This window comes from Duganella hordei, assembly GCF_040369125.1.
In the GTDB taxonomy this organism is placed as follows: Bacteria; Pseudomonadota; Gammaproteobacteria; order Burkholderiales; family Burkholderiaceae_D; genus Rugamonas; species Rugamonas hordei.
This window is the reverse complement of sequence record NZ_BPWI01000007.1, coordinates 93,801-107,355: the sequence shown is the minus strand read 5'-3', so window position 1 is coordinate 107,355 and position 13,555 is coordinate 93,801. Positions and strand designations below refer to the sequence as shown.

Sequence of the window (13,555 nt, the reverse complement as noted above, 5' to 3'; positions counted from 1 at the left end):
TGAGCCACCTCATGCAGATCAAGACCCCTCGCCTCTTCCGCAATCGCTGCGGCGTCTTCTACTTCCGCATCAAAACCGCCGAGTCCGACCGCCGTTTCAGTTTGCGGACCAAGTGCCCCAGCACGGCAGCTATAATCGCCCTACATCTAAACGCGGACTTAGAACGAAAGCGAGCAATGAGCAACCCCAAGCTATCCGATTTCAATTTCGACCTCGAGGCCATACGACGCTACGAAATCGATCTAAAAAACGGCGTGCTAAGGGCCGATGGTGCAGCGGACCACAAACGGATGATGGAGGCCATCGACCGCCTCGGCATGATCGACCGCGACGACCGCCCATTGCGCTCCGCCAGCGTCCAGCCCGGCAAGTCGGAGCCCCTGACATCTGCCGTAGACAAATGGCTCGCCAACTGCTCTGGAAAGAACGGAGCACGGACCGTGGACACGAAGGTCTATCACATCAAGGATTTCCTCGCGCTATCGTTCCCCTTGGTGGAGTCGGTCGAGCGCTGGCTCGCCGAGCATGAGAAAGTCGAGTTCAACAAAAACAAAGGACTGCGACGGTTAGAGGAGAACAAGGCCTCCGGTCGCCATTCCAGCGTCAACATCGAAGTCAACGCCATTGGCAAGCAAACTTTGGTCGAATACAAGGATGCTCTGCTCGCGATCCCACAGACCCCGAAGACCATCGACAACAAGCTCAACACCCTTCACGACTTCTTCAAATACATGATCGGCCACGGCCTGCACACAGCCCTTGAAACGAATCCGGTCGAAGGGATGTTCATACAGACGAAAAAGTCGCGCACAAAGGCGACAAAGTCATATCAGCCCTTTACGGAGGAAGCACTCGCTATCCTGTTCGAGCCCAAGGCCTACGGCGCCGCAATGGACGCGCCGGACCTGTTCTGGGGGCCGCTGCTGGGCATCTACACCGGTATGCGGATCGGTGAAGCGACTCAAATCCGCTGTGTTGATGTCCGCCAAGCTCCCAACAACGGCTTGCACTACATCCACGTTTATAAGAGCAAGACGCCCGGAGGCATTCGCAACGTCCCGATTTCAGACGGGCTGATCCGCTTGGGCTTCTTGGAATACGTCGAAGAGTGCCGCGCCGCAGGGGCAGAGCGCCTATTCCCGCATCGCACGCTCATCAACCACAGCTACTCAAAAGAGCTATCCGCCGCGATGCTCGCACATCAGCGCGCGCGGGGCATCAAGGCGCCGCAGACCAGTTTCCACTCGTTTCGCGTCAACGTCATCACGCAGATGCACAACAACGATTCCAATACCGCCAAGGTCATGAAGATCGTTGGGCACGACGATGGCGGTGGCCACGCGGTGCATTGGGGCTATGTCCGCGACTTGCCCGACCTGAAACCTATCGTTGATAAGCTGGCATGGCCTATTGACTTACATACGTTGCGATACAGTGGGAGCTTCGCCGCTTTCATCGCAGACCGCAACAACTGGGCCGCCGATAAAGATGCGGCGCCTGAAACCCCAAAAGCCGCTCCGCGAGTTCCGCTTTAAACAGTATAAACCGTTTTAATCGTTTTATAGACTTGGCCCGCGACGCGACGCCGAGGCTGTGTGCGCGGCGTGAGGCGTGCACACTTTCAACGCCACGCTCTCCTTGCAGCTGCTCGGTGGCCCTGTTCGCTGCTTTGTTCCACGAATAGGTGCCCCGGAATGATTGACTCCGCGAATCTCTACTGGCGACACAGCCCCTCCGCCACGCTTCGCCCGACCGTAATGGCGTTGCGTCTCGGTGGTTTGATGCCCCAGCACGGCCGCTGTGCTCTCGGAATCGCCCGCAGCCTTGGACTGGGCTGAAACGCGATGTCGCATGGAGTAAGCAGATATCGGGATCTTCGATTTTTTCGCGAAGTAGCAGAAGATTTTGGTGAAGCGCTGCCCCGCCGACAGACCCTCGGTGGCATCGACCTTCACGACCAATGGCCTGCGGTTGTCCGCGACTTGGTTCGCGAGTTCTAACCAGCGCCTTTGCACCGCTGGCGCAGCATCTCTCGGAAAGCGGCTTACGACTTCGCGCAGGTCCAATCCTTTCTTCTTGCCATCCGCTTTCACCGATTCAACGAAGAAGCAGAGAGCGGCCGCACCGTTGATTTTTTTCGTCTCGATCCGCACGCCGTTCCCGAGCTCTTGGCCGCGACACCCGCTGAACTCGGTGACCAAAAAGGCCTGGCGGAACTCAGATGCGCCAACAGCATCGAAGAATACTTCAAGCTGCGCGTCGGTCGCAGCCTGCTTCTTGTGGTCGGCCTCCTGTTTGCGCGCGTGTGTGAAGTCAGTCCACGGAAGTGCGCGGAACGCATCCAACGCCGCGATTAGCTTCTCAGCCTTCTCGACCTCTTCCGCCCACATCAACTGACGCACCGGCGCCAAAAAAACTTGGCTTCGCGTGGCCTTGTCAGCCTCGCGAAGCGCCGCTTTGATCTGGCGCCGATACTCCCACACTCCCGCCGCTCGCATCGCATAGCGCTCGTTCTTCGTCGCCTTTGCCATATCCCAACCACGCGACAGCAACGCCGCTCGCCGTGCGTATTCGCTCTGCGAATTCTTGGCGAGCGGCGTTGCTATCTTCAATTCCTCCCGCGCCAAACGGACGACATCCTGCAAACGGACGATGTCCGCTTGCGTGATGGTCGTCGTTCGCTTAGTCGGCCTTGGCACGTCCACTCCTCCTCAATCCCCTGATGATCCTCAACCCTTCGGGTTTCGGCTAATCGGGGCTTTCGTCGCAGCTCGTTTTGCTGACGCAACGCCTTTGGCGCCACTCGCACGCACCTCATCTGACGATGACTTTTGTTCCAAAAGGTTGGTGCGCGTATTTTGTCTAGTGCCCGACGGGCCCTGGACAAAATACGGCGCCATGCCGTTTGCTGTGGCCGTTGCTGCTGCCATGGCGGCCTTTCGCACGAAATCGGAGCGCGACAGTCCGACAGACTTCGCCACCTCAGCGAGCCATGCCCAGTCTTCGGCCGCCCAGCGGGTGACCTTCAACGATGCAGTTCCTGTTAGTTTTCCAGCCATGGCTTGCCCCCCGTCTGATTTCATTTGATGTAGTGACTATCTCAAACAGCAGTCGTTACATCCAGATTTCACGGAAAGAAAATTCAGTCAAAGTGAGGCAGAGAATTTTCAGGCATAAAAAAACCAGCGACGAGGCTGGTTTTTGGGGGGGGCAGATAGCTTCAAAGAGCTGGGGTCAAGTCGTTCATTTCCTCGATGCGAAGCATTCTGATGTCTTTGACAGAGGCCTTAAACCATGGCAACGCAGCGCTGACCGACTGCACAGCTAATACGCACTTGACGGCGGTCATTGACGCATCACCAAAATAAACACTTCCTTGCTGCCACGTGAATCCTTTGGCAACAAGCGCGGCTTTGATTTCCGCGTAGGCATTTTGCAAAGACGGCTTGCCATATGAAGCTTGCAGCGCCTGCGTATCTAGATCAAATGCTACTGCATACATATTCTTTGCATCTTTCGGTAATGGTGGGAGCGATGCTTGCTGTAACAAATTTTGCAACGCGATGTCAATTTGGCCCATGTGACCTCCTATTTATGGCGCAAAGTATAGCATGCATCCCGCAGGATGCTTGTCGAGCCCAACTTCATTGACGATTTCCCTGTGTGATACACTCGATGGCACACCTTTTTAACCCGCAACCGGCGAGGCAATGCACCCGTTCTCATAGGGGACTAGCGTAAATTTTGGTGTGGCTGGGCACTTATCCTGTCCCCGCAACCAGATTCGGTAAGCCGTTGATTCTTCTCAAGAATCAACGGCTTTTTTCTTTTTCAGCCTCGAAATTTATGCCCGACTGTATCTACAATGTAGAAACATTTGACGGAGGCGGAAATGCTGGTTGAAATTCAAAAATGGGGCAATAGCGCCGCGCTGCGGATTCCTGCCGCGGCATTGAAGGAAGCGGGTCTTCAGATAGGCCAGAAGCTCGATTTAAAAACAGAGTCCGGGCGACTGCTTCTCGAACCTGCCGCCGAAAACCTTGAAGACCTGATCGCACGGATAACTCCCGAGAATCGCCACAGCCCTTTGCTGGAGGATCAGGCCACAGGGAACGAAGCATGGTGACAAAGGCCTACATCCCCGATCGCGGCGATGTCGTGTGGCTGGACTTTACGCCCCAGGCAGGACATGAACAGGCAGGCCGCCGGCCAGCCTTGGTACTTTCGGTCGCCAGCTACAATGCGGCAGCCGGCCGGGCCATCTGCTGCCCCGTCACCAATCAGACCAAAGGCTATCCATTCGAAGTACCCGCCGTGGCCGCCCCCCATCATCATGTGACCGGCGTTGTTTTGGCCGACCATGTTCGGTCCGTTGACTGGCGTGCTCGCAACGCCAGCAAGTTCGCCGAGGTCACAGCGCAATGCGCGCATGACGTCAGCAATCGTATCAAATTGCTCCTCTCTTGATGTACACAAGTTGTCATAAAACTGTCACAATTGTCCTTTTTGGTTAGCCTAGGAGGCGTTTGTGAAGGATCAAGTTCAGGTAGCAGAACAGCAGGATCAGGACGTTCCCGCCAACCCTTCACGCCGACGCATCTTCCAGGCCGCAGCCGCAACCGGCATGGCCGCTTCCCTGCCCACGCTGGCCACCGCCGCGCCGGCCAAACAGCCGGCCAAAGGTTCGCTGGACGCCAAGCTCAAGGCCAGCGTCAAGAACGTGGTCGTGATCTACCTGGAAAACCGCAGCTTCAACAACCTGTTCGCCAACTTCCCCGGCACCGCCGCGCCACTGTCGGCCGTGCCGCCCGCCGCCTGCCTTCAGCGCGACTTCGACGGCTCGGTGCTGCCGGCGCTGCCGAAGGTCTGGGGCGGCATGGTGCCCAATACCCAGGACATCGGCGGCAAGAAGTACGCGCTCAAGGAAGACGACATCAAGAACCTGCCGAACGGCCCGTTCAAACTGGTCGACGCCGAAGGCAAGCCGCTGCCGGAAGCCGTCATCACGCGCGACCTGTGGCACCTGTTCTACCAGAACCAGATGCAGATCAACGGCGGCAAGAACGACGGCTTCGCCGCCTGGGGCAATACCGGCGGCATGGTCATGGGCTACTACGGCGAAACCAGCAAGAACCTCGGCCTGTGGAAGATCGCCGAGCAGTACACGCTGTGCGATAACTTCTTCATGGCGGCCTTCGGCGGCTCCTACCTGAACCACCAGTTCCTGGTCTCCGGCCGCACGCCGGAATACTTCAACGCCAAGGACACCGCCGCCAAGAAAAAGATCGCCGTGCTGGACGACGGCCCGACCGGCTACCGCCTGTCCGTCGCCAAGGACAGCCCGGCCTCCGCGATGGACGGCCATCCGCATTACGTCAACAACGGCGCGATCACGCCGGACGGCTACGCGGTCAACACCATGGCGCCGCCCTACCAGCCGAGCTACATCCGCCCCGCCTTCGACGGCGACCCGCTGCTGGCCGATCCGCACGACGCCGGCACGCTGCCGCCGCAAACCTACGACACCATCGGCGACCTGCTGTCGGCCAAAAAGGTCAGCTGGGCGTGGTACGGCGGCGCGTGGCAGGCGGCGCTGGACGCGCGCGGCGGCGGCGAGAAGCCCAACTTCCAATATCACCACCAGCCGTTCAATTACTTCAAGCAGTTCGCGCCGGGCACCGCCGCCCGCGCCGAGCACCTGCGCGACGGTGGCCTGGGCGACAGCCCGATCTCGAACAAATTCATCGCCGATGCGCTGGCCGGCAAGCTGCCGGCGGTCACCTTCTACAAGCCGCAAGGTAACCTGAACCTGCATGCCGGGTATTCGGACGTGGAGTCCGGCGACGCCCACATCGCCAACGTGATCGAGCACCTGAAGAAATCGCCGCAGTGGAAGGACATGGTAGTCGTCGTCACCTTCGACGAAAACGGCGGCTGGTGGGACCACGTGGCCCCGCCGAAAGGCGACCGCTGGGGCCCGGGCTCGCGCATTCCGGCCATCGTCATTTCGCCGTACGCGAAAAAAGGCGCCGTCGACCACAGCTTCTACGACACCACGTCGATCCTGCGCTTCATCACGCGCCTGCACGACCTGCCGCTGCTGCAAGGCCTGAAGGTGCGCAACGAAGCCTTCGCCGCCCGCAATGCGCTGCCGCCGGGCGACCTGACGGGGACGCTGAGCTTCCGTTGAGTTTGGGCTGGATTTAAGCTTTGTGTTACACTTCGCCCACGCATTGAAGCATTACATTTTACTGAGCCCGACTGCCGCAGCCGGGCTTTTGTTTTTTTCCAGATGAGAGATAAAAAAGATAACGCCACGTTCGACCTGCCCGGCTTCGGTCCCGCCGCGCCGCTCGAACCGGAGGCAAAGCGCCCGCCGGCGCCGCGCGGCAAACGCGCCACGCTCAAGCAGGAGCAGCTCGAACTGCTGGAGCCGACCGACACCACCGGCCTGCCGGTCTGGGTGCGCGACGACTCCCTCGACCTGACCGGCCTGCCGGTCTGGGCTCCGAACTAAATCCGAATCACCTCACAGCGTCAGGGCCGGCACGGAGCCTGTTAGACTGTGCTTACGTCCTTTTGAACAGGTCCGACACCATGACATCGACTGCATTTTCCAGCCTGCCGCTGGCCCCCGCCCTCCTCGACAACCTCGACTCGCTCGGCTACAAGGAGATGACGACCATCCAGGCGCAAAGCCTGCCGTCGGTGCTGGAAGGCCGCGACCTGATCGCCCAGGCCAAGACCGGCAGCGGCAAGACCGCCGCCTTCGGCATCGGCATCCTGGCCAAGCTGAATCCGGCATGGTTCGCGGTGCAGGCGCTGGTGCTGTGCCCGACCCGCGAACTGGCCGACCAGGTGGCCAATGAGCTGCGCCGCCTGGCCCGCGCCACCGGCAACGTCAAGGTGCTGGTGCTGACCGGCGGCTCGCCGATGCGCCCGCAGATCGCCTCGCTGGAACACGGCGCCCACATCGTTGTCGGCACCCCGGGCCGCGTGCGCGACCACCTGGGCCGCGCCACGCTGGACCTGTCGAAAGTCGAAACGCTGGTGCTCGACGAAGCCGACCGCATGACCGACATGGGCTTCTACGACGAAATCGCGGGCATCGTCAGCGCCTGCCCGAAACGCCGTCAAACGCTGCTGTTCTCGGCCACCTACCCGGACGACATCCGTCGCGCCACCGATTCCTTCCTGGTCGATCCGGTCGAAGTGACGGTCGAAGCGCAGCACGACAACAGCCAGATCGAACAGCTGTTCTTCGAGATTGGCTTCGACCAGCGCAACACCGCCGTCAGCCGCCTGCTGGGCCACTACAAGCCGGTGTCGGCGATCGCCTTCTGCAACACCAAGGTGCAGTGCCGCGAACTGGTCGAGGAGCTGCAGTCGAAAGGCTTCTCCGCGCTGGCGCTGTACGGCGAACTGGAACAGCGTGAGCGCGACGAGATCCTGGTGCTGTTCGCCAACCGAAGCTGTTCCGTGCTGGTGGCCACCGACGTCGCCGCGCGCGGCCTGGACATCCAGAACCTGGAAGCGGTGATCAACGTCGATGTATCGAAGGATACCGAAGTCCACATCCACCGCGTCGGCCGCACCGGCCGTGGCAATGAAAAAGGTTTGGCGCTGTCGCTGTGCGCGCCGAACGAGAAGAAGTGGGTCAAGCTGATCGAGGAATACCAGGGCTCGCCGGTGCAGTGGTTCGACCTGGACAGCCTGGACGAAAACGACTACGGCGTCGATCCGGCGCCGATGATGACGCTGGTGATCTCGGGCGGCAAGAAGGACAAGCTGCGTCCGGGCGACCTGCTGGGCGCACTGACCGGCGACGCGGGCCTGTCCAAGGAACAAGTGGGCAAGATCAACGTGTTCGAATTCCAGACCTATGTGGCGATCGACCGCCGCGTCGCTTACGAGGCGTTCGACCGCCTGAGCAAGAACAACCCGCTGGGCAGGGACTTCGGCGCGATCAAGGGCCGCAACTTCAAGATGCGCTTCATCGACGCGTAAGCTGTATGTGAGCTGTATGCTGGCGCGCGGCTAGCCCTGCGCGTCCAATGCAAAGCGGAACACGGCGCCGCGCTGGGGTTCGCTGAGCAGCTCGATCTTGCTGCCGTGAAGCTGCAGCACCCGGCTGACGATCAGCAGGCCCAAGCCGCCTTCCCTGCGTTCGCCGCGCAAGGCGAACGGGCGGCGGAACAGCACTTCCTGCATCGCCTCCGGGATGCCCGGCCCGGTATCGCCGACGGTCACCTGCACCTTGCCATCACGCGCCGGTTCGACGACGATTTCCACCTCGCCGCCGGCCGGCGTATGCCGCAGCGCGTTGTCCAGCAAATTGGTCAGCACGCGCTCTATCATGCCCAGGTCGGCCTGCACCATCGGCGCCGGATGCGGCAGCGTCGCCATCAGGCGCACCTTGCGCTCCTCGGCCTGCAATTCAAACTTCTGGAATACATCCTGTATCAGGTCGCTGAGCGAAAACGCTTCGATCTCGGGTTCGACCGAGCCATGCTCCAGCCGCGCCAGTTCAAACAGCGCCTGCGCCAGCCGCCCGACCTTGCGGCTCTGCGCCAGCGCGATGCCGAGATAGCGCTGGCGCCCCGCCGCATCGAGCGTGTCGTCCTTCAGCGATAGCGTCTCCAGGTAGCCGTGCAGGGAACCCAGCGGCGTGCGCAGGTCGTGCGAGATATTGGCCACGATTTCGCGGCGGTCGTGATCGAGCTGGCGCACCGTCTGCCACTGTTCGTTGATGCGGTCCGCCATCTCGCCGAAGGAGCGCTCCAGGATCGCGATCTCGTCGCGCCGGCCGCCGCTGACGGGCGGCGGCAGCACCAGCTGCTCGGCCTTGGTATCCAGCTGCTGCATGGTCGCGGCCAGGCGGTGCAAGGGCCGCGTGATCAGGCGGAAGGCGACCAAACCGGCCAGCAGGCCAAGCAGGGCCACGATCGCCATCGACCACAGCGTGGTGCGCAGCACCGAACTGGCGGCGGCGCGCGCCGCCAAGCGGTCGTGCTCCTCACTTTGCAGCACCACGTAGATGTAGCCTACCTTGCGCTCGCCCATGCGCAGCACAGCGGCGCTGAACACCTTGCGGCCGTTCTCGCTGCGCGGGTCGTCGCCCTGTATCGGCAACGGTTGCTTGTCGAGGAAGCGACGGATCGGTTCGAGATCGACGCGATTGCGCCGCAAGTGGCCGGCCGGCGCGGCATGGCCGACGACCATGCCTTCCATGTCGAGCAGGTAGACTTCGACATTCGGATTGACCACCATCAGCTGGCCGAACAGGCGGCGCACGGCCTCGGGCCCGAGACCTTCGCTGGCGGGTGCGCCAGGCGCTGGCGCAGGGGAAGCTGCGGCATCGCTGTCGGCGTTCATCAGTTGCGCTTCGAGCGCGATGCTGCGCGCCAGGCCGCGCGACAGGCCTTGCACCACTTCCTTCTCATGCATGATATTGGCGCGGATCTGCAGCCACGCGGACGCGCCGCAGCAAGCCAGCAGCAGCACCGCGAACACCAGCGACAGCCGCTGCGACAGTGTCAGCGAAAATCCGGACTTCATGCCGCGCCGCCTGTGGCGAAACGGTAGCCCTTGCCCCACACCGTCAGGATGCGGCTCGGCTCGGCCGGATCGGCTTCTATCTTGGCGCGCAGGCGGTTGATATGGGTGTTGACCGTGTGCTCATAGCCGTCATGCTGGTAGCCCCACACCTGGTTCAACAGGTCGAGCCGGGAAAACACCTTTTCCGGATGCTTGACGAAGAAGTACAGCAGGTCGAATTCGCGCGGCGTCAGGTCCAGCGGCCGGCCTTCGACGGCGGCCTGGCGCGTCACCGGATCGAGGCGCACGCCGTTGAGCTCCAGCGCCCCGCCCTCGTTGCGCTGGTTTTTGGCCATGGCGTCGGCCCGGCGCAGCAGCGCCTTGACGCGCGCAACCAGCTCCAGCACCGAAAACGGCTTGGCCAGGTAGTCGTCGGCGCCCAGCTCCAGCCCGAGGATGCGGTGCACCTCGCTGGAACGGGCGCTGGTGATGATGATCGGCGTGTAGGTCTTCATGGCGCGCGCCTGGCGGCAGATTTCCAGGCCGTCGACACCTGGCAGCATCAGGTCGAGGATCAGCGCGTCCCAGCCGCCGTTGCGCAGCTGGGCCAGCCCCTGGTTGCCGTCGGCGCAATGGGTGACCTGATAGCCCTCGTCTTGCAGATGCAGGCGCAGCAGATCGGCGATAGGCATATCATCTTCTACGATCAGGACGCGTTTTGGTAAATCCATGGTCAGTCGAGCCGGAAAAAGTCGGGATGCGCCATTGTGCGGGATTTCTGGCCTGGAAAGTATCACAATTAATTGAAGTTTACGTGAGGATTTCGCCAGCCCTTCTGGACAACAATGGCTGCATCGACATTCCAACTTTGGAGCTTCTCATGACTTCCAGACGCAAATTTCTCCTGACTAGCGGTGCCGCCCTGATGGCAGGCGCCGCAGCTTTAAAATGGCGCGCGGTGCAGGCCGCGCCGGCCCCTGCCTGGGAAGTGAACCTGAGCGACGCCGAATGGCGCGCCCGCCTCACCCCGGCCCAGTATGACATCCTGCGCCGCGGCGGCACCGAGCGTCCGTTCAGCAGTCCGCTGTACAAGGAACATCGCGCCGGCAAATTCTTCTGCGCCGGCTGCCAGAACCCGCTGTTCTCGTCCGCCGCGAAATTCGACAGTGGCACCGGCTGGCCGAGTTTCTGGAAGCCGCTGGAGCGCGGCGTCTACACCGCCCGCACCACGTCGCTGGGCTTCCGCGGCGTCGAGGTGCAGTGCCGCCGCTGCGGCAGCCACCTCGGCGACGTGTTCGACGACGGCCCGGAGCCGACCGGCCTGCGTTATTGCATCGACGGCCTGGCGCTGAGCTTCACGCCCGGCGCGGCTTGACCGGAGGATGCCATGCTACTGATCCTTCTTTCCTACCTGGGCGGCGCGCTGACGATACTCAGCCCGTGCATCCTGCCGGTGCTGCCGTTTGTATTTGCCCGCACCGGACAACCTTTTGTACGCAGCGGCTTGCCGATGTTGGCAGGCATGGCGCTGACCTTCGCGCTGGTGGCGACGCTGGCCGCCGTCGGCGGCGGCTGGGTGGTGCAGGCCAATCAGTACGGCCGCTGGCTGGCGATGGCGCTGATGGCCTTCTTCGGTGTGACACTGATGCTCCCGCACCTGGCGGACCGCTTGACCAAGCCGCTGGTGGCGCTGGGCGACAAGCTGTCCAGCAAGGCGCAGCAGGCGAATGCTCCGGCGTCCGGCGACGCGGTGGTTGGCGCCTGGTCCGGCGTACGCGCCTCGTTCCTGCTCGGCATAGCGACCGGTTTGCTGTGGGCGCCTTGCGCGGGTCCGGTGCTTGGCCTGGTGCTGACCGGCGCGGCATTGAACGGCGCCAGCGTGGGTACCACGCTGCTGCTGTTGGCCTACGCGGCCGGCGCGGCGACTTCGCTGGCGTTGGCGCTGCTCGTCGGCGGCAAGGTCTTCGGCGCGATGAAGCGCTCGCTGGGCGCCGGCGAATGGGTACGCCGTGGCTTGGGCGTGGCCATGCTGGGCGGCGTGGCGGCGATCGCCACCGGACTGGATACCGGCCTGCTGACCAAGGTGTCGACGGTGGCGACGGCGGGCCTGGAGCAGAAGCTGATCGATGTGCTGTCGCCGCACGAGCAGCAGCAAGCCGCCAGCCAAGGCGCGGCGATGATGTCGCGCAGCGCGGAGCCTGAAGGTGGCGCCATGATGAGCGGTGGCGCCATGATGTCGCGCACGGCGATGACCGGCAAGGGCCCGGCCATGATGGCGATGCACGGCGCGGCGGCCGATGCCGACGCGCTCAAAGTTGAAGGCACGCTGCCGCAGCTGACCGGCGCCGTCGACTGGCTGAACTCCCCGCCGCTGACCGCCGCCCAGCTCAAAGGCAAGGTCGTGCTGGTCGACTTCTGGACCTACTCGTGCATCAACTGCCTGCGCACCATGCCCTACGTGAAGGCCTGGGCGGAGAAATACCGCGACCAGGGCCTGGTGGTGATCGGCGTGCACGCTCCCGAATTCGCCTTCGAGCGCGACCTCGGCAACGTGCGCAAGGCGATCAAGGATCTCGGCATCACCTACCCGGTCGCCGTCGACAACAACTACGCCATCTGGCGCGCGTTCGGCAACCAGTACTGGCCTGCCCACTACTTCATCGACGCCAAAGGCCAGATCCGCCACCACCATTTCGGCGAAGGCGAATACGCCCAGTCGGAACAGGTGATCCAGCAGTTGCTGGAAGAGGCAGGCCGCAAGGACGTCACCAACACCGTCGTCAGCGCGGAGGATGCGAAAGGCGTCCAGCAGGCGGCCGACATGAGCCAGGTCGCTTCGCCGGAAACCTACCTGGGATACGAGCGCGCACAAAACTTCGCCTCGGCTGAAAAACAGGCCGCCGACAAAACCCGCCTGTACACGGCGCCAGCCAAGCCGGCGCTGAACCAGTGGGGCCTGGCCGGCAACTGGCTGTCGCAGCCGGACCAGGTCACGCTGAACGACGCCAGGGGCAGCATCGTCTACCGCTTCCACGCCCGCGATCTGCACCTGGTGCTCGGTCCCGGCAAGGATGGCAAACCGGTGCGCTTCCGCGTGACCGTCGACGGCGCCGCGCCGGGCAAGGATCACGGCACCGACGTCGCCGCAGACGGCACCGGCACCATCACCGGCCAGCGCCTGTACCAGCTGGTGCGCCAGTCCGGCAGCGTCGCCGACCGCACCTTCAGCATTGAATTCCTCGATCCCGGCGTACAAGCCTACGCCTTCACCTTTGGTTGAAACGGAGTACATATGAACAGCATCTTGAAAAACTGGGGCGGTCCGCTGGTACTGGTGGGCGCCAGCATCTTCGGTGTCGCGTTATGGCAACAGCCGGCGGAATCGGCGGAAATCGCCGTCGTCATCGCGCCGCCGGCGGTCGATGAGCCGGCAACCACCGAACACTCGGCCACCGCCATCTTCGCCGGCGGCTGCTTCTGGGGCGTGCAAGGCGTGTTCCAGCACGTCAAAGGCGTCGGCAACGCGGTCTCCGGCTATGCCGGCGGCGACAGCCGCACCGCCAACTACGACGCCGTCAGCGGCGGCGACACCGGCCACGCGGAAACCGTGAAGATCACCTACGATCCAACGCAGATCAGCTATGGCAAGCTGCTGCAGATCTTCTTCTCGGTGGCGCACAATCCGACGGAGCTGAACCGCCAGGGGCCCGACACAGGCACCCAGTACCGCTCGGCGATCTTCCCGCAGTCGCCGGTCCAGCGCAGCGTGGCGGAAAAGTACATCGTGCAGCTCGATGCGTCGCACGTGTTCAAGAAGCCGCTGGCGACCAGGATCGAACTGGATAAGAAATTCTATCCGGCCGAAACCTATCACCAGAACTTCCTGACGCTGCATCCCAGCCATCCGTACATCGCCTTCAACGACCTGCCGAAAGTCGAGAACCTGAAGCGGATCGCGCCGGATGTGTATCGCGCCGACCCCGTACTGGTCAGAAAAGCACTTTAAGCCTGAAACACC

14 protein-coding genes are annotated in these 13,555 nt (G+C 62.4%); 9 read left to right on the top strand and 5 right to left on the bottom strand.

Going from position 1 to position 13,555, the window contains the following annotated elements:
• Positions 1-11 precede the first annotated feature (11 nt).
• Positions 12-1,535 (top strand): tyrosine-type recombinase/integrase, encoded by a 1,524-nt coding sequence (locus ABWW33_RS17720; protein ID WP_353403045.1) that lies wholly within the window; start codon positions 12-14, stop codon positions 1,533-1,535.
• Positions 1,536-1,559: 24 nt separating this feature from the next.
• Here ABWW33_RS17720 and ABWW33_RS17715 read toward each other — a convergent pair whose 3' ends face one another.
• From ABWW33_RS17715 to ABWW33_RS17705, 3 genes are all read right to left on the bottom strand, one after another.
• Positions 1,560-2,699, bottom strand: coding sequence for a hypothetical protein (locus ABWW33_RS17715; RefSeq protein ID WP_353403044.1), 1,140 nt, complete (start codon positions 2,697-2,699; stop codon positions 1,560-1,562).
• Between the two features lie 30 nt (positions 2,700-2,729).
• Positions 2,730-3,029, bottom strand: a complete 300-nt coding sequence (locus ABWW33_RS17710; protein ID WP_353403043.1) for a hypothetical protein — start codon at positions 3,027-3,029, stop codon at positions 2,730-2,732.
• Positions 3,030-3,220: 191 nt separating this feature from the next.
• On the bottom strand, positions 3,221-3,580 hold the full coding sequence (locus tag ABWW33_RS17705; protein ID WP_353403042.1) for a virulence factor: 360 nt from the start codon (positions 3,578-3,580) through the stop codon (positions 3,221-3,223).
• Between the two features lie 312 nt (positions 3,581-3,892).
• Here ABWW33_RS17705 and ABWW33_RS17700 point away from each other — a divergent pair, with 312 nt between their 5' ends.
• The 5 genes from ABWW33_RS17700 to dbpA all read left to right on the top strand — a co-directional run bounded on the left by ABWW33_RS17700 (position 3,893) and on the right by dbpA (position 8,007).
• On the top strand, positions 3,893-4,126 hold the full coding sequence (locus tag ABWW33_RS17700; RefSeq protein WP_353403041.1) for an AbrB/MazE/SpoVT family DNA-binding domain-containing protein: 234 nt from the start codon (positions 3,893-3,895) through the stop codon (positions 4,124-4,126).
• Positions 4,120-4,467: an endoribonuclease MazF gene (gene mazF / locus ABWW33_RS17695; RefSeq protein WP_353403040.1), complete on the top strand. Its 348-nt coding sequence runs from the start codon at positions 4,120-4,122 to the stop codon at positions 4,465-4,467. Before ABWW33_RS17700 ends, mazF begins: the two co-directional genes overlap by 7 nt.
• Positions 4,468-4,528: 61 nt before the next feature.
• On the top strand, positions 4,529-6,190 hold the full coding sequence (locus ABWW33_RS17690) for an acid phosphatase (RefSeq protein ID WP_353403039.1): 1,662 nt from the start codon (positions 4,529-4,531) through the stop codon (positions 6,188-6,190).
• A gap of 102 nt (positions 6,191-6,292) precedes the next feature.
• Positions 6,293-6,517: a hypothetical protein gene (locus ABWW33_RS17685; RefSeq protein ID WP_176651640.1), complete on the top strand. Its 225-nt coding sequence runs from the start codon at positions 6,293-6,295 to the stop codon at positions 6,515-6,517.
• Positions 6,518-6,597: 80 nt separating this feature from the next.
• A complete protein-coding gene (gene dbpA, locus ABWW33_RS17680; protein ID WP_353403038.1) occupies positions 6,598-8,007 on the top strand; it encodes an ATP-dependent RNA helicase DbpA in 1,410 nt (469 codons plus the stop codon).
• Between the two features lie 30 nt (positions 8,008-8,037).
• Here the strand turns inward: dbpA and ABWW33_RS17675 are convergent, their stop codons facing one another.
• Entirely contained in the window at positions 8,038-9,558 is a 1,521-nt protein-coding gene (locus ABWW33_RS17675; protein ID WP_353403037.1) for a sensor histidine kinase, read from the bottom strand.
• Complete coding sequence (locus ABWW33_RS17670; RefSeq protein WP_176651643.1) at positions 9,555-10,268, bottom strand: response regulator transcription factor; 714 nt, start codon at positions 10,266-10,268, stop codon at positions 9,555-9,557. The genes ABWW33_RS17675 and ABWW33_RS17670 overlap by 4 nt, the downstream gene beginning before the upstream one ends.
• A gap of 149 nt (positions 10,269-10,417) precedes the next feature.
• On the opposite strand from ABWW33_RS17670, the gene msrB reads away from it, so the two are divergent.
• From msrB to msrA, 3 genes are read left to right on the top strand one after another with little or no spacing between them, the layout of a single operon-like run.
• Positions 10,418-10,912: a peptide-methionine (R)-S-oxide reductase MsrB gene (msrB, locus tag ABWW33_RS17665; RefSeq protein WP_353403036.1), complete on the top strand. Its 495-nt coding sequence runs from the start codon at positions 10,418-10,420 to the stop codon at positions 10,910-10,912.
• 12 nt (positions 10,913-10,924) lie between these two features.
• Positions 10,925-12,817, top strand: coding sequence for a cytochrome c biogenesis protein DipZ (locus ABWW33_RS17660; protein WP_353403035.1), 1,893 nt, complete (start codon positions 10,925-10,927; stop codon positions 12,815-12,817).
• Positions 12,818-12,829: 12 nt separating this feature from the next.
• Positions 12,830-13,543, top strand: a complete 714-nt coding sequence (gene msrA / locus ABWW33_RS17655) for a peptide-methionine (S)-S-oxide reductase MsrA (RefSeq protein WP_353403034.1) — start codon at positions 12,830-12,832, stop codon at positions 13,541-13,543.
• Positions 13,544-13,555 lie beyond the last annotated feature (12 nt).